Source organism: Ideonella sp., assembly GCF_035254525.1.
Lineage (GTDB): Bacteria > Pseudomonadota > Gammaproteobacteria > Burkholderiales > Burkholderiaceae_C > Ideonella.
In genome coordinates this window covers 19,117-45,975 of record NZ_DATFAN010000188.1, presented here as the reverse complement: position 1 = coordinate 45,975, position 26,859 = coordinate 19,117, and the positions used below count along the sequence as shown (strand labels likewise).

24 protein-coding genes are annotated in these 26,859 nt (G+C 71.8%); 19 read left to right on the top strand and 5 right to left on the bottom strand.

From position 1 onward, the window contains the following. From VJ693_RS20650 to VJ693_RS20635, 4 genes are all read left to right on the top strand, one after another. The coding region (locus tag VJ693_RS20650; RefSeq protein WP_324157294.1) for a type II secretion system protein at positions 1-509 on the top strand (509 nt) is incomplete at its 5' end. Next, positions 499-1,089, top strand: a complete 591-nt coding sequence (locus VJ693_RS20645) for a type II secretion system protein (protein ID WP_324157292.1) — start codon at positions 499-501, stop codon at positions 1,087-1,089. The genes VJ693_RS20650 and VJ693_RS20645, both read left to right, overlap by 11 nt. Next, a complete protein-coding gene (locus tag VJ693_RS20640; RefSeq protein WP_324157290.1) occupies positions 1,086-1,949 on the top strand; it encodes a type II secretion system protein in 864 nt (287 codons plus the stop codon). Before VJ693_RS20645 ends, VJ693_RS20640 begins: the two co-directional genes overlap by 4 nt. Beyond that, complete coding sequence (locus tag VJ693_RS20635) at positions 1,946-2,407, top strand: MSHA biogenesis protein MshP (protein ID WP_324157288.1); 462 nt, start codon at positions 1,946-1,948, stop codon at positions 2,405-2,407. Before VJ693_RS20640 ends, VJ693_RS20635 begins: the two co-directional genes overlap by 4 nt. 31 nt (positions 2,408-2,438) lie before the next feature. Here the strand turns inward: VJ693_RS20635 and VJ693_RS20630 are convergent, their stop codons facing one another. Together VJ693_RS20630 and VJ693_RS20625 are read right to left on the bottom strand one after the other, a co-directional pair. Next, complete coding sequence (locus tag VJ693_RS20630; protein WP_324157286.1) at positions 2,439-3,251, bottom strand: TenA family transcriptional regulator; 813 nt, start codon at positions 3,249-3,251, stop codon at positions 2,439-2,441. 42 nt (positions 3,252-3,293) lie between these two features. Further along, entirely contained in the window at positions 3,294-5,870 is a 2,577-nt protein-coding gene (locus VJ693_RS20625) for a hybrid sensor histidine kinase/response regulator (RefSeq protein ID WP_324157284.1), read from the bottom strand. Between the two features lie 358 nt (positions 5,871-6,228). Between VJ693_RS20625 and VJ693_RS20620 the strand changes: the two genes are divergently transcribed. From VJ693_RS20620 to VJ693_RS20560, 13 genes are all read left to right on the top strand, one after another. Continuing rightward, positions 6,229-8,910, top strand: a complete 2,682-nt coding sequence (locus tag VJ693_RS20620) for a bifunctional acetate--CoA ligase family protein/GNAT family N-acetyltransferase (RefSeq protein WP_324157283.1) — start codon at positions 6,229-6,231, stop codon at positions 8,908-8,910. Between the two features lie 7 nt (positions 8,911-8,917). After that, on the top strand, positions 8,918-10,738 hold the full coding sequence (locus tag VJ693_RS20615) for a PHA/PHB synthase family protein (protein WP_324157281.1): 1,821 nt from the start codon (positions 8,918-8,920) through the stop codon (positions 10,736-10,738). 16 nt (positions 10,739-10,754) lie between these two features. Then, positions 10,755-13,361 carry a magnesium-translocating P-type ATPase gene (gene mgtA / locus VJ693_RS20610; RefSeq protein WP_324157279.1) on the top strand — a complete coding sequence of 869 codons (2,607 nt, stop codon included), beginning with the start codon at positions 10,755-10,757 and terminating at the stop codon, positions 13,359-13,361. Positions 13,362-13,372: 11 nt separating this feature from the next. Further along, entirely contained in the window at positions 13,373-13,681 is a 309-nt protein-coding gene (locus tag VJ693_RS20605; protein WP_324157277.1) for a DUF883 family protein, read from the top strand. After that, positions 13,681-14,046 carry a phage holin family protein gene (locus VJ693_RS20600; RefSeq protein WP_324157276.1) on the top strand — a complete coding sequence of 122 codons (366 nt, stop codon included), beginning with the start codon at positions 13,681-13,683 and terminating at the stop codon, positions 14,044-14,046. Before VJ693_RS20605 ends, VJ693_RS20600 begins: the two co-directional genes overlap by 1 nt. Then, positions 14,043-14,384 carry a hypothetical protein gene (locus VJ693_RS20595; protein ID WP_324157274.1) on the top strand — a complete coding sequence of 114 codons (342 nt, stop codon included), beginning with the start codon at positions 14,043-14,045 and terminating at the stop codon, positions 14,382-14,384. Before VJ693_RS20600 ends, VJ693_RS20595 begins: the two co-directional genes overlap by 4 nt. Positions 14,385-14,483: 99 nt before the next feature. Beyond that, positions 14,484-14,687 carry a hypothetical protein gene (locus VJ693_RS20590; protein ID WP_324157272.1) on the top strand — a complete coding sequence of 68 codons (204 nt, stop codon included), beginning with the start codon at positions 14,484-14,486 and terminating at the stop codon, positions 14,685-14,687. Between the two features lie 49 nt (positions 14,688-14,736). Beyond that, positions 14,737-15,414, top strand: a complete 678-nt coding sequence (locus tag VJ693_RS20585; protein ID WP_414652332.1) for an ABC transporter ATP-binding protein — start codon at positions 14,737-14,739, stop codon at positions 15,412-15,414. 4 nt (positions 15,415-15,418) lie between these two features. Then, positions 15,419-17,779, top strand: a complete 2,361-nt coding sequence (locus VJ693_RS20580; protein WP_324157270.1) for an ABC transporter permease — start codon at positions 15,419-15,421, stop codon at positions 17,777-17,779. A gap of 238 nt (positions 17,780-18,017) precedes the next feature. Then, on the top strand, positions 18,018-19,226 hold the full coding sequence (locus VJ693_RS20575) for an efflux RND transporter periplasmic adaptor subunit (RefSeq protein WP_324157268.1): 1,209 nt from the start codon (positions 18,018-18,020) through the stop codon (positions 19,224-19,226). Positions 19,227-19,353: 127 nt separating this feature from the next. Then, entirely contained in the window at positions 19,354-19,773 is a 420-nt protein-coding gene (locus VJ693_RS20570) for an Hsp20/alpha crystallin family protein (RefSeq protein ID WP_324157266.1), read from the top strand. 9 nt (positions 19,774-19,782) lie between these two features. After that, positions 19,783-20,769: a zinc-dependent alcohol dehydrogenase family protein gene (locus VJ693_RS20565; protein WP_324157264.1), complete on the top strand. Its 987-nt coding sequence runs from the start codon at positions 19,783-19,785 to the stop codon at positions 20,767-20,769. A gap of 113 nt (positions 20,770-20,882) precedes the next feature. Beyond that, positions 20,883-21,215 carry a TraR/DksA family transcriptional regulator gene (locus tag VJ693_RS20560; RefSeq protein ID WP_324157261.1) on the top strand — a complete coding sequence of 111 codons (333 nt, stop codon included), beginning with the start codon at positions 20,883-20,885 and terminating at the stop codon, positions 21,213-21,215. A 22-nt stretch (positions 21,216-21,237) separates the two neighbouring features. Here VJ693_RS20560 and VJ693_RS20555 read toward each other — a convergent pair whose 3' ends face one another. Together VJ693_RS20555 and VJ693_RS20550 are read right to left on the bottom strand one after the other, a co-directional pair. Next, positions 21,238-22,524, bottom strand: a complete 1,287-nt coding sequence (locus VJ693_RS20555) for a DUF4010 domain-containing protein (protein WP_324157259.1) — start codon at positions 22,522-22,524, stop codon at positions 21,238-21,240. A gap of 53 nt (positions 22,525-22,577) precedes the next feature. Continuing rightward, complete coding sequence (locus VJ693_RS20550; RefSeq protein ID WP_324157257.1) at positions 22,578-22,787, bottom strand: hypothetical protein; 210 nt, start codon at positions 22,785-22,787, stop codon at positions 22,578-22,580. Between the two features lie 211 nt (positions 22,788-22,998). Here VJ693_RS20550 and VJ693_RS20545 point away from each other — a divergent pair, with 211 nt between their 5' ends. After that, positions 22,999-23,730, top strand: coding sequence for a response regulator transcription factor (locus tag VJ693_RS20545; protein ID WP_324157256.1), 732 nt, complete (start codon positions 22,999-23,001; stop codon positions 23,728-23,730). 19 nt (positions 23,731-23,749) lie between these two features. Further along, the gene (locus VJ693_RS20540; RefSeq protein ID WP_324157254.1) at positions 23,750-25,840 is read left to right on the top strand and encodes a PAS domain S-box protein; all 2,091 of its coding nucleotides are present in this window, start codon (positions 23,750-23,752) and stop codon (positions 25,838-25,840) included. A gap of 34 nt (positions 25,841-25,874) precedes the next feature. Here VJ693_RS20540 and VJ693_RS20535 read toward each other — a convergent pair whose 3' ends face one another. Continuing rightward, positions 25,875-26,657 (bottom strand): Crp/Fnr family transcriptional regulator, encoded by a 783-nt coding sequence (locus tag VJ693_RS20535; RefSeq protein ID WP_324157253.1) that lies wholly within the window; start codon positions 26,655-26,657, stop codon positions 25,875-25,877. Positions 26,658-26,859: the final 202 nt, after the last annotated feature.

Genomic DNA, 26,859 nt, shown 5'->3' with positions numbered 1-26,859 from the left:
CGAATCGAAGAAGACGGTCCATGTACGCGAAATCTTCTAGTCCGACGCGCCAACGCGGCTTCACCCTCGTCGAGCTGATCGCGATCCTGCTCGTGATCGGCGTGCTCGCGGTCGTCGCGATGCCGAAGTTCGACGGTGCCGCCGGCCCGCGCAGCGAGGCCGCGCACGACGAGGTCCTGGCCGCGCTGCGCTACGCGAGCCAAACCGCGCAGTCGCACCGGCGCCTGATCTGCGCCGACGTGAGCAGCAGCGCCGTCACGCTGCGCATCGCCACCGCCCACGGCTCATCAGCCTGCGACAGCGCGCTCACCGGCCCCGACGGCTCGGCCGCCTTCACCGCCAACGCGGGCGGTGCGAGCTTCACGCTGTCGCCTTCGGGCACGCTGTACTTCCAGCCCGACGGGCGGGTCACCAGCGACGGGGCTGGAACCAGCAGCAGCAACCGGACGCTGGCCATCTCCGGCGCCAGCAGCATCACCCTGCTCGGGGAGACCGGCCTTGTCCGCTAATCGGACCCCCACGCTCCCTTCCGGTCGCTGCCCCCCGAGGGGGCCCTTGCAGCGGACCGGCAAAGCCGGATCCACGCAAGACCTTGGATGGGACGGCGCTCCGCGCGTCCGTAAGGCCACAACCAAGGCGCAGGGTGGATTCACGCTGGTCGAGATGATCGTGGCGATCGTCATCCTCGGCGTCGGCCTGGCCGGCGTGATGGTTGCGTTCTCGACCGCGGTGCGCGGCAGCGCCGATCCGGTGATCCACCAGCAGCTGCTGGCGATCGCCGAGGAGATGATCGAGGAGATCCAGCTCAAGCCCTATGCCGCCTCGCCGAACGGCGCGCCGGCCGGCTGTGCGCGCGACACCTACAACGACGTGGCCGACTACAACGGCTACGCGCCCGGCAAGGTCTGCACGGTGGACGGCACCGAGGTCGCGGCGCTGGCCGGCTACGCGGTCGGCGTCAGCGTCGGCAGCGCCACGCTGGGCGGCGTGGGCGAGGCGCTGCGCATCGTGGTGACGGCCAGCAAGGGCTCGCAGAGCCTGTCGCTGGTCGGCTGGCGAACGAACTACGCGCAGGGGTCCGCACCATGAGGGGCCCGGTCCGCCAGCGCGGCTTCACCCTCGTCGAGCTGGTCCTCGTGATCGTGATCGGCGGCGTGCTCGCCGCGACGCTGGCGGTCTTCCTGCGCCCGGCGATCGACAGCTGGCTCGCGATGCGCAGCCGCACCGAGCTGTCGTTCCAGGCCGCCGGCGCGCTGCGCCGCATGCGCGACGAGATCCGCATCGCGGTGCCGAACTCGATCCGCACGCCGGGCTCGCAGTGCATCGAGCTGGTGCCCACGCTGGCGGGCGCGCGGCTGCGGCGCGCCGAGGACACCATCAACCTCGGCTCGAAACCACTGGACACCAGCGATGTGACCACCGAGTTCGACGTGCTGACCAGCTTCTCCACCACGCCCGCCGTGGGCGACCTGGTGGTGATCGACAACCAGAACCCCGGCGACGTCTACAGCGGGGCGAACAGCAGCGCGATCACGGCCGTGCCGGTGGCGCCGCCGAACACTGCCTTCGGCGCGCAGCGCGTCACGATCGCGGCCAAACAGTTCCCGCCAGGCTACCAGGGCCACCGGGTCGTCGTCGTACCGAGCTCGCAGCAGGCGGTGTTCTACGTCTGCCAGGGCGCCGACGGCACCCTCGATGCGTCGGGCAACGGCAAGGGCGTGCTGGCCCGCCTGTCGCACTACGGCTTCAACACGGCCTACCCCGCGACCTGCCCCAACGCCGCCAGCGGCACCGTGCTCGCCACCGGCGTGCGCTCGTGCCGCTTCATCTACGACCCGAGCCAGGGCGCCACGCAGCAAAGCGGCTTCGTCTCGATGCAGATCGAGCTCGCGCAGAACAGCGAAACGGCAAGCCTGGTCGTCGGCGCCCACGTGGCGAACGTGCCATGAGGATCGCCCCGCACCTTCGCACGGCCCAGTGTGGCTTCGGCGCGATCGCCGCCATCCTGGTGCTGGTGCTGCTGGCCGGCCTGGCCGCCGCGGTGGTCCGGCTGTCGAACACCCAGCAGATCGGCAGCGCCCAGGAGCTCGATGCCGCGCGCGCCGCCCAGGCCGCGCGCGCCGGCATCGAATGGGGCCTGTTCCAGGCCTTCCGCGGCAGTTGGACGGCCTGCAGCGGCCACAGCCAGACTCTGGATCTCTCCAGCGACCTCGGCATGCGGGTCACCGTGACCTGCCACTCGTCGCAGTTCAACGAGGGTGAATCGGCCCCGGACGTGCCGCAGGCCGTGCGGGTCTACACGCTCGACGCCATCGCCTGCAACGGCACCGCCGCCTGCCCCGACGCGACCCGCGCCACCGGCCCGACCTACGTCGAGCGGCGCATGCAGATCCACGCGAGCGACTGAGGAGCCCTCCGCGGCCAGGCGGCGTGTTGCGCTACGCCACGTCCAGCATGTCCGCGCCCAGGATGGTGGAGTTGGACGCCGTCTCGTCGAAGCTGCCGTGCAGGGCCGCCAGCATCGCCTGGTCGGCGGCCATCTCCATGTAGACGTAGCTTGCGCGGATGGCGCGGCGCACCTCGTCGATCATGGCCTGCGGCGGTGCGTGGCCCAGCAGCGTGGCGATGCAGTCCAGCGCTTCCCACGGGTGGGTGTCGTCGTACTCGGCGTGCAGACGCAGCCAGCGGGTGGCCGGGCCGCGGATGCCCTCGGGCAGCGAATCGGCGTAGGTGGACTTCGAGCAGACCAGGCAGGACCATTCGCCGGTCAGGCCCTCGACGGCGTAGTTGGTCGCGGCCATCGCCACCGCCAGCGGCGCCTGGTCGCAGACGTACCAGCACCAGTGGGCCAGGGCCGACATGCCCTCGATCTCTTCGCCATGCTTCAGGTCTTCCGGCGTGACGCCGGCGGAGGCGGCCCACTCGATCCAGTGGTCGGCGTGCTTCTGCTCGACACGGATGTTCTGCACCAGGTAGCGCCGGGCCATGTTCTCGCCCTCGCCGTCGCCGTGGGTGATCTTCTTCAGGTTCATGGCCATGAAGCGCGGGAAGCGCTCGATCGTCGGCCAGGTGCCGATCAGGAAGCGGCGCATCGCCGGCAGCGGCAGGCGGGCGTCGCGCATGAGCGAAAACAGCTCGTGGTCGAGCACGCGCATCTTCTCGCGCCGGGTCTCGCGCACGACGCGCTGCACCCAGGCGGGGTAGCTGGCAATGTCCTTCAACTCGCCGGTGCGGCGGAACTCGTTCTTCATGGACGCTCTCTCCTGTGGGGTGGTCTTGGTAGGGGCGGGAACTCAGGTCTGCAGGTGCCCGTCGAGCACGCGCAGCAGCTTGCGGAACTCGATGGGCTTGGTCAGGTAGGCCTCGAAGCCGAGCGCGAGCGCACCGTCGATCTGCTCCGGCAACGCGTCGGCCGACAGCGCCACCAGGCGGATGCCGGCGGTGGCCGGATCGCGGCGCAGTGCGCGAGCCAGGTCCATGCCGCTCATGTCGCCCAGGTGCATGTCCACCAGCATCAGGTCCGGCGGGTTGCGGCGCGCCATCTGCAGCGCCTGCGTGCCGTTGCCGGCCACCTGCAGCGCGATCGAGGGGCGAAACGACACCACCTGCCGCACCAGCTCGACGTTGACCTCGTTGTCCTCGGCGTACAGCACGTTCAGGCCCGCGTCGAACTCCCCGTGCTGGCTGGGCGCCGACGGCAGCGGCGGTGCATACGCCTGCTCGTCGGAGCACTCCAGCACCAGCGTGGCCACGGTGCCGCGGCCCAGGCGGCTGGTGATCATCAGCTCGCCGCCCATCAGCTCGACGAGCCTGCGCGACAGGAACAGCCCGATCCCCGTGCCTTCGATGCTGGTCTTCTCCGCGCCCAGGCGGTTGAAGGGCTCGAACAGGCGCGCCGTCTGCTCGGGCGACATGCCCGGGCCGTCGTCGATGACGCCGACGTGGCAGGTCTCGCCGTGCAGCGCCCAGCCCACCGTGACCGTGCCATGGGCCCGGTTGTACTTCACCGCGTTGTTGAGCAGGTTGACCAGCACCTGGCGCAGGCGGACCCGGTCGGCGACGACCTGCACATCGCCGCCGGCCACCAGGTCGGCCGCCAGTACGGCCCGCTCCACGCGCACCCCGGCATCGATGGCCTGCGTCGACACCATGGCGATGGATTCCTCGACCACCGACACCAGGTCGACCGGCTCGAGCGACATGGACATCTGCCCCGATTCGACGCGCGACAGGTCCAGCACGTCGTTGACCAGTGCCAGCAGGTGCGAGCCGGCGCGCTCGATGTGGCGGATCCGGTCGAGCTGCTGTGCCGACGGCGGGCTGCCGGTGTCCAGCCGCAGCAGCTGCGAGAAGCCGAGCACTGCATTCAGCGGTGTGCGCAGCTCATGGCTCATGCGCGACAGGAACTCCGTCTTCGCGCGGCTGGCCGCCTCCAGCGCCTCGCGGGCCTGGCGTTCGGCGCGCGCCGCGTGCAGCTCGGTCACGTCGCGCAGCACCACGGTGGTCAGGGGCCCGTGGTCGGTGCTCAGGTGCGACAGCGTGGCCTCGAGCGGAAAGGTCTCGCCGTTGGCCCGCGTGCCGGTCAGCTCGTGGACCAAGCCGCTGCCCGCGCCGTTGGCGCCAGCATGGCCGGGCTCGGGCGCCGGGGTGGCGCGCGGGCTCTGCGGAATGAACCGCCGGATATGGCTGCCGATGGCCTCGGACGCCGGAACGCCGAACAGCCGCTCGGCGGCGCGGTTGAACAGCAGGATCCTGTCGTGCGCGCCGGTCGTGATGACGCCGTCGGCCACGGCGTCGACCAGCTTGGCCAGGCGCAGCTCGCCCTCGCGCAAGGCGGCCTGCATGCGCAGGCGCTCGCTGACGTCGAAGAAGGTGACCACGGCACCCTCGGCGACACCGTCCTGCAGCACCGGGTGCGACCAGCATTCGACGGCGAACGAGCTCCCGTCGCGCCGCAGGAAGGATTCGCCCGTCACATGCAGCTCGCGGCCCTCGGCGTGCGCCAGGCTGGCAGGCGCCGGGGCGGCGCCGGCCACCGGCCGCGCGCGCAGGATCAGGCCGTGGATGTCACGGCCCAGCAGCTCGGCCTCGCGCTGGCAGCCCAGCATCGCCAGCGCCGCCCGGTTGATGAAGGTGCATCGGCCCTGGTTGTCCACGCCGTACAGGCCCTCGGCGGTGGAGTCGAGCAGCCTCTGCAGCGACTGCTGGCGCCGCCGCACCTCGTCTTCGACCAGGGCCTGCCGGCGCAGGCTGTAGCGGATGAACCACAGCCCGGTCGTCGCCAGCAGCAGGGCCAGGCCCAGGTTGACGACGAAGAGCAGGCGCTTGGCCAGGCGTGAAGCATCGCCGAGCTGCGCCGAGAACTCGCGCTCGAGCTGGCTCATGCGCTGGTTCAGCACCTGCGCCCGGGCCCGCAGCTCCCGCACCTCGACGGCCTTCGTATCGCCCGCCGCGATGCGCTCGTGCGCCTGTTCGACCAGCGCGCGTATCTGCTCGATCACGCCGTCGCCCTCGGTCCAGGTGCGGATGGGCCGGGCCATGAACGGCACATCCTGCAGCCACAGGAACAGCCGGATCACGCCAGGGATGTCGTCCGGGTGGGTCTCACCGGCGAGCAGGCCCTGCCAGGCGCGCGCCCGGTCGGGCTGCGGCAGCTGCAGCGCCTCGCGCGCCGCGCGGTCGCCCAGCGGAGCGGTCAGCGCCTGCACGAACTGCCGGTAGTCGGCTTCGTCGTGGCTGTCGGCGTAGGCCAGCAGGTGGATCTGGGCGTCCTTCTGGCCCTTGGAGTACAGGCTCTCGCCGGTCACGTAGGCCCGCACCGCCGACAGCACGTCGATGCTGACGATGGCCACGATGACCTGGACCGCCACGATGCCGACGAACGCCGCGACGACCGGCCACGAGCGCCGACGGCCGGCGACCGCCCCGCTCGCGGGGCCAAGATGAAGTGCATGGGGGGCGGAAGGCGGCAGGGGCGAATCTCCGGTCGGCCGACCCGGGCCGCCTCCCTGGCCGCCTTCGGGCCGGGCGGCTGCGGTGTCGAGGGGCTCGAACCGTTTATTCCGTGAGTGGAACCGGTCTTTCGGGCGCTGGCAAGACTTTATCGCGTAGGTCGAACGAGGCTCATCGCAGGCTGCGCCCCGATGTAGCGCTTGACGACGCTCAAGTCGGTGCCAGCCCCGCTTGGTAGGCTGGCGCGATGAAGAACATTGCATGGGAGCGGCAGGGATGAGCGTGCGTCACCTCGACCGCCTGCTCGCGCCGGCCTCGGTCGCCGTGATCGGCGCCTCCGACCGGCCCGCCAGTGTCGGCGCCACCGTCTGGCGCAACCTGCGCGCCGGCCGCTTCGCCGGGCCGATCTGGCCGGTCAACCCGTCGCATGCGACGCTGGACGGCCAGCCCGTCTTCGCCCGCCCGGCCGACCTGCCGCAGGCGCCCGACTTGGCAGTCATCTGCACGCCGCCGGCCACCGTGCCGGGGCTGATCGGCGAGCTCGGCCGCCTGGGCACCCGGGCCGCCATCGTGATGACCGCCGGCCTCGGGCCCGAGCGCAAGCAGGCCTGCCTCGAGGCCGCGCGGCCGCATGTGCTGCGCCTGCTGGGCCCCAACTGCCTCGGCCTGATCTCGCCGCACCTGGGCCTGAACGCCAGCTTTGCCCACACCGATGCGCTGCCGGGCGACGTGGCCTTCGTCTCGCAATCGGGGGCCCTCGTCACCGCCGTGCTCGATTGGGCCAAGTCGCGCCGCATCGGCTTCTCGCACATGGTGTCGCTGGGCGAACGCAGCGATGTCGATTTCGGCGACCTGCTCGACCACCTGGCCAGCGACCCGCACACGCGTTCGATCCTGCTGTACATCGAGTCGATCGAGGCGCCGCGCAAGTTCATGTCGGCCGCCCGCGCCGCGGCGCGCAACAAGCCGGTGATCGTGGTCAAGGCCGGTCGCGCCGGCGGCGGCGTGGCCGCGGCGGCCTCGCACACCGGCGCCCTGGCCGGCTCGGACGTGGTCTTCGACGCCGCGATCCGCCGCGCCGGCATGCTGCGCGTGGACACGCTGCAGGAGCTGTTCATCGCCGCCGAGACCCTCGCCCGGTTCCGGACCGCCGACGGCGTACTCGACCGCGGCCTGACCATCATGACCAACGGCGGCGGTGCCGGCGTGATGGCCGCCGATGCCGCGGCGCTGGCCGGGCTGCCGTTGCGCACGCTGGGCGACGCGCTGCGCGCGACGCTCGACGCCGGCCTGCCCGCGACCTGGTCGCACGGCAACCCGGTGGACATCATCGGCGATGCGCCAGTGCAGCGTTACACCGACACGCTGCGGGCCCTGCTGGCCGACCCCGACACCGGCGCGATCCTCTTCGCCCATGCGCCGACCGCCATCGTGCGCAGCGATGACATCGCCCGCGCCTGCGCGCCGATCGTGCGCGAGGCCGCCGGCCGGGTGATGGGCTGCTGGCTCGGCGACGCGGCGGTGGCCGACGCGCGCCGCATCTTCGAAGGCGCCGGCGTGGCCGACTACGCGACGCCCGAAGAGGCCGTGCGCGCCTACGGCATGCTGGTCACCTACCGCCGCAACCAGGCCCTGCTGCTCGAAACGCCGACCGCCAGCGAGAACGGCCCGCCCGACCTCGCCGCCGCGCGAGCCGCGATCGCCAGCGCGCGCGAGGCCGGCCGCACCATGCTCGACGAGGTCGAGGCCAAGGCCGTGCTGCGCGCCTACGGCATCCCGACCGTGCCCACGGTGGCCGTCGCGCCCACGCCGGACGCGGCCGCCGCGGCGGCCCGCGAGGGCGGCTACCCGGTGGCGCTGAAGATCCTGTCGCCCGACATCAGCCACAAGTCGGACGTCGGCGGCGTCGCGCTCGACCTGCGCGACGAGGCCGCCGTGCGCGAGGCCGCACGGCGCATGCTCGAGCGTGTCCACACCGCCCAGCCCGATGCGCGCCTGACCGGCTTCACCGTGCAGGCGATGGCGCAGCGGCCGCAGGCGGTGGAGCTGATCGTCGGCGCCAGCATCGACGCCACCTTCGGCCCGGTGCTGCTGTTCGGCCAGGGCGGCACGGCGGTCGAGGTGCTGGCCGACCGCGCGATCGGCCTGCCGCCGCTGAACCGCGTGCTGGCCCGCGAGCTGATCGCGCGCACCCGCGTGGCCAGGCTGCTGGCCGGCTACCGCGACCACCCGCCCGCCAGGCTCGACGCCATCGCCGACGTGCTGATCGCGCTGTCGCAGATGCTGGCCGACCTGCCCGAGCTCGCCGAGCTGGACATCAACCCGCTGTGGGCCGATTCGACCGGCGTGCTCGCGCTCGATGCGCGGCTGCGCCTGGCACCGGCCGGCGTGGCCGGCGCCGGCGCGGCCAATTTTGCGATCGCGCCGTACCCGGCCGAGCTGGTGAAGATGGTCGACTGGCAGGGCGAGCCCATCCGGGTGCGCCCGATCCGCCCCGAGGACGAGCCGCAGCACCGTGCCTTCCTCGCCCAGCTCGAGCCCGAGGACCTGCGGCTGCGCTTCTTCAGCCCGCTGCGCGAGCTGCCGCCCAGCGAGCTGGCGCGCCTGACGCAGATCGACTACGCCCGCGAGATGGCCTTCATCGCCGAGCGCGTGCTGCCCGATGGCCGCACGCAGACGCTGGGCGTGGCCCGCGCCGTGGCCGACCCCGACAACGTCGACGCCGAGTTCGCGGTCATCGTGCGCTCGGACCTGAAAGGCCGCGGCCTCGGCTGGCTGCTGATGACCACCTTGATCGATCACTTCACCCGCCGCGGCACCCAGCGCCTGGTCGGCTACATGCTGCGCGAGAACACCCTGATGCGCGAGATGGCGCAATCGCTCGGCTTCAGCGCCGACGAGCACGCGCCCGACCCGACCTCGCTGCGCCTGGTGAAGCGGCTGAACGCCCCCGGCTGAAACCCCCATGAACCAGACACTCGACACCGTCACCACCCCGCTCGCGCTGCAACTGCCCGCCGCGCCGCCGGCCACCCTGCCCGGTGAGCCCGAGCCGCCGGACGGCCGCGTCGGCGAGCCCACCGAGGGCTTCGACCGCTGGCTGCACGCCCAGATCGGCCACCACACCGCCGGCGTCTCGCCGGCCGCGCTGCTGCTGGCCACCACCGACTGGCTGGCCCATCTCGCACTGTCACCGGCCAAGCAGGCCGAGCTCGTCCACAAGGCCTGGCGCAAGGCGCAACGGCTCGCGCTGTACCTGCCGCACGCGCAGCAGCCCGGCGCCCCTTGCTGCATCGAGCCGCTGCCGCAGGACAGGCGCTTCGACGATCCGGCCTGGCGCGAGTGGCCGTACAACCTGATCTCGCAGGCCTTCCTGCTGCAGCAGCAGTGGTGGCACAACGCCACCACCGAGGTGCGCGGCGTCTCGCGCCACCACGAGGAGGTGGTGACCTTCATCGCGCGCCAGTTGCTCGACATCGTCTCGCCGGCCAACTTCGTGGCCACCAACCCGGTCGTCTGGCAACGCACGCTGGCCACGATGGGGGCCAACCTCGCGCAGGGCGCGCTGCACTGGTGGGACGACTGGGAGCGCCAGCAGGCCGGGCGCCCGGCTGCGGGCAGCGAGGCCTTCCAGGTCGGCGTGAACCTGGCCGTCACGCCCGGCCAGGTGGTGCAGCGCAATTCGCTGGCCGAGCTGATCCAGTACCGGCCGACAACGGCCAAGGTCCACCCCGAGCCGGTGTTCATCGTGCCGGCCTGGATCATGAAGTACTACGTGCTGGACCTGCAGCCGCAGGCGTCGCTGATCAAGCACCTCGTCGACCAGGGCCACACCGTCTTCTGCCTGTCGTGGAAGAACCCCGCGCCGTCCGACCGCGACCACGGCATGGAGGATTACCTGCGTCTGGGCCTGTTCGACGCGCTCGACGCGATCAACGCCATCTGCCCCAAGCGCAAGGTGCACGCGGTGGGCTACTGCCTGGGCGGCACGCTGCTGGCGATCGGCGCCGCCGCGATGGCACGCGACAGCGACGACCGGCTGGCCTCGCTGACGCTGCTGGCCGCGCAGACCGATTTCAGCGAGCCCGGCGAGATCGGCCTGTTCATCGACGACAGCGAGGTCAGCTTCCTCGAGGACATCATGCAGGACCGCGGCTACCTCACCCGCGGCCAGATGGCCGGCGCCTTCCAGCTGCTGCGCTCGAACGACCTCGTCTGGTCGCGCGGGGTGCGCGACTATCTGATGGGCGAGCGGGCGCCGTTCAACGCCCTGATGGCCTGGAACGCCGATGCGACGCGCATGCCGTTCCGCATGCACTCCGAGTACCTGCGCGGGCTGTTCCTGCGCAACGACCTCGCCGCGGCGCGCTTTCGTGTCGGCGGCCGGCCGGTCGCGCTGGCCGACCTCGACCTGCCGATCTTCTGCCTCGGCACCGAGACCGACCACGTCGCCCCCTGGCGCTCGGTCTACAAGATCCAGCTGCTGACCGAGTGCGAGACCACCTTCGTGCTGACCAACGGCGGGCACAACGCCGGCGTCGTCAGCCCACCGGGGCACCCGCGGCGGCATTACCGGTTGCGCAAGAGCCCGGCCGACGGCAAGTACATCGACCCCGAGCTGTACCTCGCCGATGCCGAGCAGCACGAGGGCTCGTGGTGGACGGCCTGGTCCGCCTGGCTCGCCGCGCGCTCCGGCACGCCGGTCAAGCCGCCGGCCATGGGCGCACCCTCGCGCGGCTACGTGCCGCTGGGCGAGGCGCCCGGCCGCTACGTGCTGGCGCACTGACCCCCGCGGTGCTGCCGTGGCTCGAACGGTTCGCTCGGCGCCCCTGCACATCGAGCGCTGGGTCGAGCAACCGATCGGCGCCCTGCTCGCCGCGCTGCGTACCACGCCCGAGGGCCTGACCCAGCGCCAGGCCGCCGCCCGGCGGCGGCGCCACGGGCCGAACCGGCTCGGCGCACCGCCGGGGGTGTCGCTTGCGCGCCGCATCGTGGCCCGGCTGCTCGACCCGCTGGTCGCCGTGCTGGTCGTCGCCTCGGCGATTGCCGCCTTGACGGGCGACACCATCAGCTTCGGCGTCGTCGCGGTGGTGGTCGTCTTCAGCGTCGCGCTCGACCTCGTGCAGGAGCACCGCGCCGGCCGCGCCGTCGAGGCGCTGCAGCGATCGGTCGCGCTGCGCGTGCGCGCCTGGCGCGACGGCCGTTGCGCCGAGCTGCCGGCCGAGCAGCTCGTGCCGGGCGACGTGGTCGAGCTCTCGGCCGGCAACCTGGTGCCGGCCGACGGCCGGCTGCTGTCGGCCGCCGACTTCTTCGTCAACCAGGCCACGCTGACCGGCGAAGCCTGGCCGGTCGAGAAGCGCACCGTCGACGCTCCCAACGCCTTGTCTGGCGACACGCCAGACCTGTTGGCCACGCAGCAGGCCGTGTTCCAGGGCAGCAGCGTCGTCAGCGGCTCGGCGCGGCTGCTGGTCTGCGCGACCGGCGCCACCACCGAGCTCGGCCGCATCGCCGGCACGCTCGCCGAGGAGCCACCGCCCACCGCCTTCGAGCGCGGCACGCGCCGCTTCGGCCTGCTGCTGACGCGCGCCACGATCGCGATGGTGCTGTTCGTGCTGCTGGTCAACACGCTGTACCAGAAGCCGCTGCTCGAATCCTTCCTGTTCGCCGTGGCGCTGGCCGTCGGCCTGACGCCGGAGCTGCTGCCGATGATCGTCTCGGTCACGCTGGCGCGCGGCGCGGTGCGGCTGTCGAGGCAGCGGGTGATCGTCAAGCGCCTGTCGGCGGTGCAGGACCTGGGCGCGATGAACGTGCTGTGCACCGACAAGACCGGCACGCTGACCGAGGCCGCGCTGCGGGTCGAGCAGCTGCTCGGCCCCGACGGCCGCACGAGCCCGCGGGTGTTCGAGCTCGCCTGGCTGAACGCGCACTTCGAGACGGGGCTGAAGGCCGCGCTCGACGACGCGATCATCGCGCACGGGAGCGTGGACGCGAGCCCCTGGCGCAAGCTCGACGAGGTGCCCTTCGATTTCGAGCGCCGCCGCGTCTCGGTGCTGCTCGAAAGCCAATCCGAGCGGCTGTTGATCGTCAAGGGCGCACCGGAGGACGTGCTTCGCCTGTCGGTCGCCGTCGACACCGGCAATCACGCGGCCGAGCCGCTGGATGCCGCCCGGCGCGCGGCCGTCGCCCGCCTGTTCGACGAGGCCAGCGCCCAGGGCCTGCGCCTGCTCGCGGTGGCCAGCCGGCGCATCACCGACGGCACGGTGGATGTCTCGGCCGCCGACGAGCACGACCTGGTCTTTGCCGGCTTCGTCGCCTTCACCGACCCGCCCAAGCGCTCGACCGCCGCCGCGCTCGCCTCGCTGCAGGCGCACGGCGTGGCGCTGAAGGTCGTCACCGGCGACAACGAGGCGGTCACGCGCCACCTGTGCGGCGCATTGGGCCTGCCGGTGGCGGGCGTGCTGACGGGCACGCAGATTGCCGCGATGGACGACCTGGCGCTGCGCGCCGGGGTCACGCGCGCCAACCTCTTCTGCCGCGTGACACCCGAGCAGAAGAACCGCATCGTGCGCGCGCTGCAGGCCAACGGCCAGGTCGTCGGCTACCTCGGCGACGGCATCAACGACGCGCCGCCGCTGCACTCGGCCGACGTCGGCATCTCGGTCGATGCGGCGGTCGACGTGGCCAAGCAGGCCGCCGACCTGGTGCTGCTCGACCACGACCTCGCGGTGCTGCGCGACGGCGTGCGCGAGGGCCGGCGCACGCTGCTGAACGTCAACAAGTACGTCCGCATGGCCACCAGCTCGAACTTCGGCAACATGGCCAGCATGGCGGCGGCCGCGCTGTTCCTGCCCTTCCTGCCGATGCGGCCGGTGCAGATCCTGCTGAACAACCTGCTGTACGACGTGTCGGAGCTCGCCATCCCGACCGACCGCGTCGACGATGCCGACCTGCTCGCGCCGCAGCGCTGGGACATCACCGCGATCCGCAACTTCATGCTCGGCTTCGGCCTGCTGAGCTCGGCCTTCGACCTGGCCGCCTTCGGGCTGCTGTACCTCGTGTTGCAGGTGCCGGTGGCGCAGTTCCAGACCGCCTGGTTCGTCGAATCGATGGCCACGCAGGTGCTGGTGATCTTCGTGATCCGCAGCGCCCGCCCGAGCTGGCGCGACCGGCCCTCGGGCTGGCTCGCCGCGGCGAGCCTCGGCGTCGTTGCGCTCGCGGTCGCGCTGCCGTACGCTGGGTGGGCGCGGGCCTTCGGCTTCGTGCCGCTGCCAGGCAGGGTGCTGGCCGCGTTGGCCGGCCTGACGCTGGCCTACCTCGCCGCGGCCGAGGCGCTGAAGTTCATTTTTCCGCGCTTGAGCCGCATCAATGCCCAGCCATCGCCGCCGCCTAGGATGGGCCCGATCACATGAAAGGACGGAGCATGGAAACGACTGCCACGAACAAGCAAGGCCTGGCCAGCAGCCTGCGCCACATGATCGACGAAGCCGACTCGCTGCTGAAGACGGCTGCCAACACCGGCGACGAGGCCTTCGACAGCGTGCGCGACAAGCTCACCGAGCAGGTTCGCCAGATGCGCGACCAGCTCGACGAACTGCAGGAGACCGCGGCCTACCGGGCCAAGCGCGCCGCCCGCGAGGCGGACCGCACCGTGCACGAGCACCCCTATGAGGCGATGGGCGTCGCAGCGGCCGTCGGGCTGCTGATCGGCTTCCTGGTGGCTCGCCGCTGATGGAGGGCCTGCGCGCCGCCGCGCAGCAGGTGCTGGCCGACGTCGTCGAGATCGGCCGCACCCGGCTGGAGCTGGCCGCCGTCGAGCTCGAGGAGGAACGGCTTCGCCTGGCGCGGCTGTGGGTCGGTGCCACGGTCACGCTGTTCCTGCTCTTCGCCGGCGTGGTGCTCGCCGCGGCCTGGGTCGTGATGCTGTGCCCGCCCGAGCAGCGCGTGACGGCGCTCGGCGTGCTGGCCGCGGCCTTTCTCGTCGCCGCCGGCGTGGCCGGCTGGCGCTGGCGGCAGCTTTCGGCCGTCAGGCCGCCCCTGCTGCAGGCGACGCTGGGCGAGTTGCGGCGCGACCAGGATGAACTCTCCCCGCGATGAACGCCCACCGCCACGGCAGCCACGGCGAGCGCCGAGCAGACGTGCTGGCGGCGCGCCGCCACCATCTCGTGGCCCACGCCGCGCTGCAGCGCCAGACCCTGCGCAGCGACACCGCCCACCTGCAGGCCCAGCTGGCGCCGGCCGCCATGCTGGCGCGCGGCTTGGCCGGCGTTCGCCGCCGCCCGAGCTGGTTGCTGGCGGGCGCCGCGGCCCTCGTCGTCTTGAAGCGTTTCGGTACACGTCGGCTGTTGGGTCATGCGTTGACGGCCTGGCAGTTGTGGCAGACCATCCGCCGATGGCGGTCTGGCCGAGGCCGAACGGGGACAGGCACGCCATGACCGGCCGCTTCACGCATTCCCCCTTCACCGCATCCGCCACGTCGGCGCACCCCGCCTGCCGACGCGCGGCCACGACCCGATCACCCAGGAGCACACGCCATGGCGACCAACGCTTCCCTCACGCCGGCAGGCACCGGCATGCCGACCGACTGGTTCAACGCCGCGTCGCAGGTCTGGTGGGCCATCCAGAGCGCCCAGTGGCAGGCCGTGACGGCCTGGCAGCAGGCCGTCGCCTCGATGCAGCAGGAGCTGTGGGATGAGTGGACCGCCCACTGGGCTGGCGGCGCCCCCATCGGAGACTGACACACAGCCCAGCGCGTCCCCGGCTCCGGCCCTATTTCGCGCCCGGGGCTTGAGCAAGGTCTACCGCACCGGCGAGGTCGAGGTCGTCGCGCTGCGTGATGTCGACCTCGACATCGCGCGCGGCGAGTTCATCGTGCTGCTCGGTCCCTCGGGCAGCGGCAAGTCGACACTGCTGAACATCCTCGGCGGCCTCGACGCGGCCAGCAGCGGCCAGGTGATGTTCGGCGACCACAACCTGAGCGCCGCCGGTGAAGCCGCACTGACCGAATACCGCCGCGATCACGTCGGCTTCGTCTTCCAGTTCTACAACCTGATCCCCAGCCTCACCGTGCGCGAGAACGTCGCGCTGGTGACCGACATCGTCCAGCACCCGATGCCGGTCGACGAGGCGATCGACCGTGTCGGCCTGACGCCGCGGCGCGACCACTTCCCGGCCCAGCTCTCGGGCGGCGAGCAGCAGCGCGTGGCGATCGCGCGCGCCATCGTCAAGCGGCCCGAGGTGCTGCTGTGCGACGAGCCGACCGGCGCGCTCGACTACCAGACCGGCAAGCTGGTGCTGGAGGTCATCGCCCACGTCAACGAGGAGATCGGCACCACCGCCGTGGTCATCACCCACAACGCAGCGATCGCCGGCATGGCCGATCGTGTGGTCTACCTCGGAGACGGGCGCATCCAGCGCATCGTGCGCAACGAGCACAAGATCCGCCCATCGGAGCTCTCGTGGTGACGCGATGAAAGCGCTGGACCGCAAGCTGCTGCGCGACCTGAAGCTGATGTGGAGCCAGGCGCTCACGATCGCGCTGGTCGTCGCCAGCGGGGTCGGCGGCTTCATCACCAGCCTGTCGGCGGTCGATTCGCTGGCGCTGGCGCGCGACCGCTTCTACGCCGATGGCCGCTTCGCCGATGTGTTCGCCAGCGTCAAGCGCGCGCCGAATGCGCTGGCCGACGTCTTGCGCGAGGTGCCCGGCGTGGCCGACGCACAGACCACGCTGGAAGAGATCGTGCGCATCGAGCTGCCCGGTGTCGTCGACCCGATCATCGGCCAGCTGATCGGCCTGGATCGGCGCCGGCCGCAGCACATGAACCGCGTCAGCGTCGCCAGCGGGCGCCTGCCCGACCTGCACGCCAACAGCCAGCTCGAGGTGCTGGTCTCCGAGGGCTTCGCCCAGGCCCACCACCTGCACCCGGGCAGCACGCTGAGCGCGCAGATCAACGGACGCCAGCGCACGCTCGTCGTCACCGGCACGGCCCTGTCGCCCGAGTTCGTGTTCGCCGGCCTGTGGGGCATGCCGGACACGCGCGGCTTCGGCGTCTTCTGGCTCGACCGCGACGCACTGGCCGCCGCCTACGACATGGATGGCGCGTTCAACCGCGTCGCGCTCAAGCTCGCGCCGGGGGCCTCGGAGCAGGCGGCGATCGACGGCGTCACGCAGCTGCTCGCGCGCTACGGCGGCCGCGAGGCGCACGGCCGCGCCGACCAGACCTCGCACGCGATGCTCGACAACGAGATCAAGGAGCAGCGCGTGCTCGGCACGGTGCTGCCGGCGATCTTCCTCGGCGTCGCGGCCTTCCTGCTCAACGTGGTGGTCTCGCGCCTGGTGTCGACCCAGCGCGAGCAGATCGCCGCACTGAAGGCGCTGGGCTACCCGAACCTCGCGATCGGCGTGCACTACCTGAAGCTGGTGCTGCTGATCGTCACGCTGGGGCTGGTGCTGGGCATCGCGGCGGGCGACCGGCTGGGCACGATGTTCACCGGCCTGTACGCCGAGTTCTTCCACTTCCCGAGCTTCGAGCACCGCATCGCGCCGTGGCTGCTGGCCGTCAGCGCGGGGCTCACCGTGCTCACGGCCATCGGCGGCACGATGAACGCCATCATCGCCACGGTGCGCCTGCCGCCGGCCGAGGCGATGCGCCCGCCGGCCCCCGGGCACTACCGCCGCACGCTGCTGGAAACGCTGGGCATCGAGCGCATGGGGCCGGCCACGCGGATGATCGTGCGCAACATGGAGCGGCGGCCGCTGCGCACCGGGCTGTCGATCGCCGGCGTCGCCGCCGCGGTGGCGATCGTCATCATGGGCAACTTCTTCCGCGACGCGATCGAGGTCGTCGTCGACACCCAGATGCGCCTCGGCCTGCGCGGCGACATCAGCGTCTGGACGGCCGAGGCCGTCGACGACGGCGTGCGGCGCGAGCTGGCGCGGCTGCCCGGGGTGACGCAGGTCGAGTCGAGCCGCTTCGTGCCGGTCACGCTCGTCAACGGCCACCGGCGCGAGCGCAGCATGATCCGCGGCTATGCGGCACGGCCCGAGCTGTACCGCGTGATCGACGTCGACCGGCGCGAGACGCTGCTCGACGGCCGCGGCCTCGTGCTGACCGACCGCCTGGCCGACAAGCTGGGGCTGAAGGTGGGCGACCCGGTGCAGGTCGAGATCCTCGAGGGCCGCGAGCGCACCGTGACCATGCCGCTCGGCGCGACGGTGCGCGAGATGATGGGCCTGAATGCCTACATGGACCGCGACACGCTGAACCGCCTGCTCGGCGAACCCGACCTGTCGACCGGCTTCGTGCTCGCGATCGAGCGCGGCCGCGAAGCCGATGTGCTGGAGGCGAGCAAGGCGCTGCCGCGCGCCGCGGGCGCCTGGAGCAAGGCGACGATGCTGCGCAACATGGAGGAGATCAGCGCCCGCAACATCCGCATCATGAGCACGGTGCTGACCACCTTCGCGGCCATCATCGCGGTCGGCGTGGTCTACAACAACGCCCGCATCGCGCTGGCCGAGCGTGCCTGGGAGCTGGCCAGCCTGCGCGTGCTCGGCTTCAGCCGCGCCGAGGTCTCGGGCCTGCTGCTGGGCGAGCTGGCGATCGTCATCGCCATCGCGCTGCCGCTGGGCATGCTGCTCGGCTGGGGGCTGGTCCACCTGATCGCCGAGCTGCTGAAGTCCGACCAGTTCTACTTCCCCGTGGTCATCCGCGCCCGCACCTACGCCTGGGCGTCGATCTGCATCCTGGTGGCCGGGACCGCGAGCGCCCTGGTCGTTCGCCGCCGGATCGACCGGCTGGACATGGTGGCGGCTTTGAAGACGAGGGATTGATGAGCGGTGCGGCGCACTTTGCAGTGCAGCGGTTGGCGCGGCGGCCGGGGGCCCGCAGGCGGTGGGGCTCATGTGTCCGCGCCCTCGCCTTCGGCGCTCCCAAAATCGCCCCACCCCCTGCCGGCCCCCGGCCGAGTCCATCGTGGGTGCCAAGGCACGGGTTGAATACAAGCGCGGTGCCACGCCACCGACGGTTGCAAGCTGGGAGCCGGTATCCCCCCCAAAAAACGCAGGCAACATGAAAAAGAAAACCTGGATCTACGCCACCACGGCCGGTGTCCTCACCGTCGCCCTGCTCGCCTGGGCCTTCGCACCGCGCCCGGTGGAGGTGGAAGTCGCGACCGTCACGAAGGGCCGCTTCGAGACCAGCATCGACGAAGACGGCAAGACGCGCCTGCGTGACCGCTACGTGGTCTCGGCCCCGCTGGCGGGGCTGCTCGCGCGCATCACGCTGCGCGAGGGCGACGCGGTGGAGGCGAACGCGGCGGTCGCCACCTTGCAGCCGGTCCTGTCGCCGATGCAGGACGAGCGCACGCTGCGGGAGCAGCAGGCCCAGGTCGAGGTGGCGCAGGCCGGCGTCGGGCTCGCAGCGGCGCGAGCCGAGGCCGCGCGCGTGGTGCTGCAGCAGGCGCGCAACGAACAGCGCCGAACCGAACAGCTCGCCACCCAGGGCTTCGTCTCGCCGACCAAGCTCGACAGCGACCGCCTTGCCGCGCAGGCAGCCCAGAAGGAGCTCGACGCCGCCCTCGAAGCCCGCCACGTCGCCGACCACCAGCTCGACCAGGCCCGCGCCGCGCTGGGCGCCGTGCGCAGCCCCGGGCGGCTGGGCGAACAGGGCTTCGTGCTGCGCTCGCCGATCGCCGGGCGCGTGCTGCGCGTGGCGCAGGCCAGCGAATCGGCCGTCGCCATCGGCACGCCGCTGGTGGAGCTGGGCGACACGCGGGCGCTGGAGGTCGTGGCCGAGCTGCTGACCACGGACGCCCTGCAGGCCCGGCCGGGCAGCCGCGTGCTGATCGAGCGCTGGGGCGGCCCCGGCACGCTCGAGGGCCGCGTGCGGCACGTCGAGCCGGCGGCGTTCACCAAGGTGTCGGCGCTCGGCGTCGAAGAGCAGCGTGTCAAGGTGCTGATCGACCTGACCAGCCCGCCGGCGCAATGGCAGGCGCTGGGCGACGGCTACCGCGTCAACGTGCGCATCATCACGCGCTCGGTTGAGCAGGCGGTGAAGGTGCCGGTCAGCGCGGTGTTCCCGCGCGCCGATGCGGCCGGCGGCGGCATGGCGGTGTTCGTGCTGCGCGGCGGCCGCGCGGCGCTGCAGCCGGTGCAGATCGACGCGCGCAACGGCAGCGAGGCCTCGGTGCGCGAAGGCCTGTCGCCGGGCGAACCGGTGATCGTCTACCCGAGTTCGGCGGTCAAGGACGGTGCGCGCGTGCGGCGGCGCAGCGTCTAGGCGCAACGTGGGGGCCCGCACCCCCTGGGTTGACCCTTCTCAAAGCCTGATCGGTGTGGCTTCCTAGACTGGTTTTCGCCGGCCTCGGCCGGATATTGAACCTGCCACGAACGCACAGGAGAAGCTCATGAGCGCACTGACCCGTTACGACCCGTTCGAACAGTTCTTCCCCGACATGTTTCGCCGCTTTCCGCGCCTGTCGGGCTTCGACAAGGACATGCCGGCCGACATCCGCATCGACGTGACCGAGAACGACAAGGACTACTCCGTTCGTGCCGAGATTCCGGGCGCGAAGAAGGAAGACATCCAGGTCTCGGTCGACGGCAATTTCGTCTCGATCTCGGCCGAGGTCCGCAAGGAGAAGGAAGAGAAATCCGGCGGCCGCACGCTGCTGAAGGAAACCTATGTCGGCAGCGCCTCGCGCGGCTTCTCGCTGGCCCACGAGATCGATGACAAGGCTGTCGTCGCCAAGCTCGAAGACGGCATCCTGAAGCTCACGCTGCCCAAGCGCGAGGGCGGCGGCCGCCGGCGCATCTCGATCACGTAAAGCGCCTTCATGCAGGCGATGGTGCTGGTCGCGCCGGGCCAGCCGCTGCAGTGGCTGCAGCGGCCCGACCCGCTGCCCGGCCCGGGTGAATTGCGCCTGGTGGTCGAGGCCTGCGCGGTCTGCCGCACCGACCTGCATGTGGTCGACGGCGAGTTGGCACTGCCGAAGCTGCCGGTCGTGCCGGGGCACGAGATCGTCGGCATCGTGGACTGCGTCGGCCCCGGTGTCGACGCGGCGTGGGTCGGCCGGCGCGCCGGCGTGGCCTGGCTGGGTCACACCTGCGGCCATTGCGCCTACTGCGCCAGTGGCCGCGAGAACCTGTGCGATGCACCGGTGTTCACCGGCCACGGGCGCGACGGCGGCTTCGCGACGCACGTGATCGCCGAGGCGGCGTTCTGCCTGCCACTGACGCTGCCGGCCGACGCCGCGCACACCGCCCCTCTGCTGTGCGCCGGCCTGATCGGCTGGCGTGCGCTCAAGGTGGCGGGGCGAGAAGTGAAAACACTCGGCCTGTATGGCTTCGGCGCCGCCGCACACCTGATCGCGCAGGTCGCCGCGCACGAAGGCAAGACGGTCTTCGCCTTCACCCGCCCCGGCGACACGGCCGCCCAGGCGTTCGCGCGGGAACTTGGCTGCGCCTGGGCCGGCGCGTCCGACTCGCCGCCGCCCGAGCCGCTCGATGCGGCGATCATCTTCGCGCCCGTCGGCGCCCTGGTGCCGCTGGCGCTGCAGGCAGTGCGCAAGGGCGGCCGCGTGGTCTGCGGCGGCATCCACATGAGCGACATCCCGAGCTTCGCCTACCGGCTGCTGTGGGAGGAGCGGCAACTCGTCTCGGTGGCCAACCTGACACGCGCCGACGCGGCCGAGTTCCTCTCGATCGCGGCACGCCTGCCGCTGCGGGTCGAGACGACGGCCTACCCCTTGCGCGAGGCGAACCAGGCACTGGCCGACCTGCGCGCCGGGCGCCTGAATGGCGCGGCCGTGCTGCTGCCCTGACGGCTTGAGAGGCTTGCGCAAAGTCAAGCAGACTTGGCCGTCTGGCCGAACAATACGGGCATCGCCCTGCCACCGCTGCGAGCCCGCCAATGTCCGCCTCCCCTTCTGCTTCGATGACCGAGATTGCCGCCCGCCTGGACGAACGGGCGCGCCAGCTCGAGCAGTGGATCGCCGCCGGCCAGGTCCGTGAGGAAAACGTCGGCGCCGAGGTCACCGACCAGAAGGACGGCGCCGGCGAAGAGGCCCGGGCCGAGGTCGACAGCGCCGGAATCGAGCGGCACCTGGCCGAGTTGCGCCAGATCGAGCAGGCCCGCGCGCGCCTGGCCGCCGGCACCTACGGCCAATGCGTGGATTGCGGCGAAAAGATCGCCCCGGGCCGCCTGCAGGCCCAGCTGACCGCCGCCCGCTGCACCGCCTGCCAGGCGCAGTTCGAACGCCGGCCCTGACTGCCCGGACCGGCCCGGCCCTTCAGCCCAGCAGCCCGCTGGCCGCCGCCAGCGCGGCGCCTGCCACCACCGAGCCCAGGTACCCGCCGACCAGCCCGCGGGCGAAGGCCAGGCCGCCAGCGGCACCGGCCATGACCAGCTTGGTCACCATGTTGGCGATCACGGCCAGCCCGACCCCGATCATCGCCACCGAGGCCGCGTTCGCCGCGTCACCGGCCGCGTGCAGCCGCGCCAGCGACACGACCACCGGGTCCACGTCGACCAGGCCCGACAGCGCCGCCACCACGTAGATGCCGGCCGCGCCGAACCAGGCCTTGGCGGCGTCGACCAGCACCACCACCACCGCCAGCAGCGCGCCGAAGCCGATCACCGTGCCCAGGTCGAAGGGCGACACGTCCTCGGCGCCGCCGGCCGCGCCGTCGCCGCGCCGGCGCCAGCGCCAGGCCGCGAGAGCGAACAGCACACCCCCCGCGCCCAGCAGCGGCAGCGCGACCATGCGACCGAGCGACGGTTGCAGCACGGTGATGATCACGAGGATGCGCACGAACATCATGCCGCTCGAGGCCAGCGCACCGGCCAGCGCCGGCGCGAGCAGCGCGGGCTCGCGTCGGGCACGCCGGGCCAGCGCCAGCGTGGCCGAGGTCGAGGTCGCCACGCCGCCAAGCACGCCCGTCAACAGCACGCCGCGCTGCGGGCCGGAAAAGCGCATCGCCGCATGGCCGGCGAGCGACAGCCCGGCCAGCAGCACCACCGCCCACCAGAGCCGGTACGGGTTCAGCGCCTGGTGCGGGCCGAAGCCCGTGTCGGGCAGCAGCGGCAGCACGACGACCGACAGCACCAGCATCTGCAGGCCCGCGCGCAACTCGCGGTGCTCGACGAGGTTCAGCCAGCCGTGCAGGGTGGACTTGTAGTCGAGCAGCACCGCCGCGACGACCGCCGCCGCCAGCGCCGAGACCGCGTGGCCACCGGCGGCCAGCGCACCGAGCGCCAGCGTCAACAGGGCCGCCACCGCGGTGGTGGCGCTCAGGTCGCCCTCGGCGCGCACCGCCTCGCGGTAGCCCACCGCCAGCAGCAGCGCCAGGCCCAGCAGGCCCGCCGCCAGCGGCCAGGGGCCCACGTGCTCGGCCAGGCTGGCCAGCACGCCGCCCAGCAGGCCGATCAGCGAGAAGGTGCGCAGGCCCGCGACCCGCTGGCCCTCGGCCCGGTCGCGCGCGCTCCAGCCGCGCTCCAGGCCGATCAGCAGCCCGATGACCAGCGCCGCGGCCAGCCCGGGCATCAGCGGCGGCAACTCGTACGTTGGAATGTCCACCTCGGCATCATGCCCGACGCTGCTGCGGCGCCGGCCCCCAGGTCATCAGCCCGTCAGTGAAAGGCGCAGGGCTGGACGAAGGGCATCGAGAATTCGCGCCCGACGACGGTGCGCGCATAGAAGTAGTTCTGCAGCGCACGGGGGCTCAGCGCATCGAGGTCGACATGGCCTTCGGCATCGCAGGGGAAGGCGTAGGCCCGGCCCTCGTTGAAGAGCGAGCGAAAGCGCAGTTCGTAGGCATCGCAGACGGTCATGGCGTTCATCGCGGTCTCCTCGATGTGCCGCGCCGGGTGGGCCTCGGCGCTTGGTGTCACTCTAGGAAACGGTGGTCAACGGGTTGCCAATGCATCGAATCGACGCGAAACAGTCGGTCAACTGGGCGTTTCCCCTCGGTGTCGGTTTGCAACACCCTTTGTTGGCACCATGTAGGCCAAATTTGCTACCCTCGCCCGGAGTCCCGCCTCCCGCATTCTCGTGACGACTGCCCAACACATCGCCGTTCTCGACGACGAGCCCGATATCACCGCGCTGCTCTGCAGTTACCTGCAGGGCCAGGGCTTCCGCGTCAGCGCCGTGCACAGTGGTGCGGCGCTGATGTCATTGATGACGGCCGACGCGCCGGCCCTGGTGCTGCTCGACCTCGGCCTGCCCGGCGAGGACGGCTTCTCGATCGCCCGCCAGCTGCGCGAGCACCACCGCTGCGGCCTGATCATCGTGACCGGGCGCGGCGATGCGATCGACAAGGTCGTCGGGCTCGAGGTCGGCGCCGACGACTACGTGACCAAGCCCTTCGACCTGCGCGAGCTGCTGGCCCGCATCAAGGCCGTGCTGCGGCGGCTCGGCCCGGCCGAGGCGCCTGCCGGCGGCGCGCCCGCGCCGGCCGGCCCGCCGCGCCAGCAGCACAACTTCCTCGGCTGGACGCTGGACACTGCGGCGCGCCGCCTGACCGCGCCGGGCGGCCAGGACGTCACGCTGACCACCGGCGAGTTCGACCTGCTCGTCGCCTTCGTGCAGCATGCCGGGCGCGTGCTGTCGCGCGATTTCCTGCTCGAGAACACGCGTGGCCGCGAAGCCGCGCCGTTCGACCGCACGATCGACGTGCAGGTCGGCCGGCTGCGCAAGAAGCTCGAGGCCGACGCCGAGAACCCGCAGATCATCAAATCGGTGCGCGGCGCGGGCTACATCTTCGTGCCGCCGGTCACCTGATCCCCCGAGAGGCGATTCGATGTTGCAGCCGCCCCCGCCCCACGTCCCGGCGCCCGCGCTGCCCACCGGCATCGAGGAGCGCGCGGTCTTCCGCTCGATCTTCGCCGCCTACCCCGATGCGCTGCTGCTGGTCGACCAGGCCGGTCGCATCGCACTGGCCAACCCGGTTGCCGCCCAACTGCTCGGTTATGACGTGTCCGAGCTGATCGGCCTGGGCGTCGATGCGCTGGTGCCCGACAGCATCCGCCCGCGCCACGCCTCGTACCGCGAGGCCTATGGCAAGGCGCCGCGCTCGCGCCCGATGGGCAACGACATGGACCTGGTGGCCAAGCGCAAGGACGGCAGCGAGGTGCTGGTCGAGATCGCACTGAGCCCGCTGCAGTCGCAAGGGCTGCCGTTCACCGTCGCCGCCATCCGCGACATCGGCGCCTACCCGCGCGTCAAGAAGGCGCTGCAGCGCGCGCGCTACAGCGAGCACCTGGCCCAGCTCGGGCGGCTCGCGGCCGACACGCGCGACCCGCACATCCTCGTCGAGCACGTGCCGCTGATCGTGGCCCAGGCGCTGCAGGTCGAGGTGGTGGTGGTGTTCCTGCTCGATGCCGGCCGGCAGGAATTCCGCGTCGCCGGCTGCGTCGGCGGCGTGGCCGGCGAGCGCCTGGGCGACAAGGTGCCCAACCGGCCCGACACGCCGCCCGGCTTCGTGGTGCACGAGGGCGCGCCGGTGGTCGTGGCGGACTACCGCAGCGAAACGCGCTACGCCGTCCCGGCCGGCTACCTCGACGCCGGGCTGGTCAGCGCGCTGGCCGTGCCGCTGTTCGACCGCGGCCGCGCGATCGGCGCGCTGGCGGCCCGCTCGCAGACCACCCAGCGCTTCGGCGCCGAGGAGCAGCGCTTCCTCGAGGCGGTCTCCAGCCTGCTGGCCACCAGCCTGCAGCGGGCCCAGTCGGAAGAGGCGCTGAACCACGCCCAGCGGCTCGAGAGCGTGGGCCAGCTCACCGGCGGCATCGCCCACGATTTCAACAACCTGCTGACGGTGATCCAGGGCAACCTGCAGGTGCTGGAGGAACGGCCGGCGCTGGTGGCCGACACCCATGCGCTGCAGCTGGTCGGCGCCGCGATGCGGGCGACCCGCCGCGCCGCGGAACTGACCGGCAAGCTGCTGGCCTTCTCGCGCCGCCAGGTGCTGCAGCCGGCGCCGGTGGACGTGAGCGCGATGATCGGCTCGCTGGCCGACATGCTGCGCCGCACGGTCGACCAGCGCATCCGCATCGAGGCGGACATCCGGCCCGGCTGCCCACCGGTGATGGCCGACCCCGGCCAGCTCGAGTCGGCGCTGCTGAACATCGCGATCAATGCACGCGACGCGATGCCCGACGGTGGCCACCTGCGCTTCAGCTGCGAGGCGATCGACAGCCTGCCCACCGGCCTGCGGCGGGAGCTCGACGACCCGAGTGCCCGCGGCGAGCGCTTCGTCGCGATTGCGATCGCCGACACCGGCTTCGGCATGCCCGAGGAGGTCAAGGAGCGGGCCTTCGAGCCCTTCTTCACGACCAAGGGCGCCGGCCGCGGCACCGGGCTGGGCCTGTCGACCGTGTACGGCTTCATCAAGCAGTCGAAGGGCGCCATCTCGATCGACAGCGCGCCGGGCGCCGGCACCACGGTGACCCTGTACATCCCGCAGCCCTGGCACGACCATGCCCACGCCGAGGCCGACGACCATGCGGACGAGGCCTTGCCGGCGGGGCTGAAGGTGCTGCTGGTCGAGGACGACAGCGAGGTGCGCAAGGTCGTGCAGGCCTTTCTCGCCGCCCTGGACTGCCGCGTCACCAGCGCCACGACGGCCGAGCAGGCACTGCTCTCGCTCGGCCCCGAGGCCGATTTCGACCTGCTGCTGACCGACATCGCGCTCGGCCCCGGCATGCGCGGCACCGAGCTGGCCGGCGAGGCGCAGCGGCGCTTCCCGCGCTTGGCCATCCTGCTGATGTCGGGCTTCTCGGCCGAGCTGCTCGAGGCCGACCGCGACTCGCCGCGCAGCTGGGAGCTGCTGCGCAAGCCCTACAGCCGCGCCGAACTCGCGCGCGCGATGGCGCGGCTGCTGGCCAACCGGTAACGGCTGGCCCTGCCGTTCGTGGCCGCGGGCTGGCTTATTGCAGCGCCGCCGGTGCCGGCGCCAGGCTGCCCTGGACGTAGGCGACGAGCGCGCTGACGTCGGGGATCTGCACGTCGCGCCGGCCCTTCTCGGTGAAGCGGATCAGTTGCTGGCGCGCCAGGCGCGACAGCGAGCGGCTGACGGTCTCGAGCGTCATGCCCAGGTAGTTGCCGATCTCGGCACGCGTCATGCGCAGCGTGATCTGGTCGGTGCGCAGGCCGCGCTTGGCCAGCGAATCGGCCCAGTAGCGCAGGAAATCGGCCACGCGGGCGTCGGCCGGCAGCGAGCAGACCGACATCAGCGAGTCGCGGTCGCGCCCGATCTCGCGGCTCATCGCCTCGTGCAGCACGCGCAGCAGCGCGGGGCGGGTGGCGCAGGCGGCCAGCACGGCGTCGTAGCGCAGCACCCAGACCTCGCCGGTGTCCATGGCGACGGCGTCACAGGCGTAGTGGCCCGGGGCGATGCCGTCGAAGCCCATCCAGTCGCCGCGGAACTTCAGCGCGACGACCTGCTCGCGGCCGTCGGCCGACAGGTTGATCTGCTTGAACAGGCCGGAATTGAGCACATAGAGGTTGCCGAACGCATCGCCGGCCTGGTAGACCGTCTCGCCTGCACGCACGATGCGGCGCTGCGGCGTGAGTTGCTCCTGCACCAGCCGCAGCACCTCGGCGATCTCCTGGCCGACGCGCTGGTGCTCGGCGGCACGCTCCGTGGCGCGGGCCGCGGTGGCGGCGGCGGTGACGGGCGGCAGGGCGTTCGAAACGGCGGGGTTCAGCATGGCGGGCTCCTGGCAGGCGGTGGATCTGGTCTCGATGGAATGGGATGCACTCTAGGCAGCGGTCGCCAACGGCGTGCCAACGGCGCGCGTCGCTCGGTAACACTCGGTCAACGGTCGATGACGGGCGTGTATCAGCACAACTCCCTAGGGCGGCCGTTGACGCCCGTCAAGGCAGCGATATCTCAGCCCGGTAGCCTTGCGT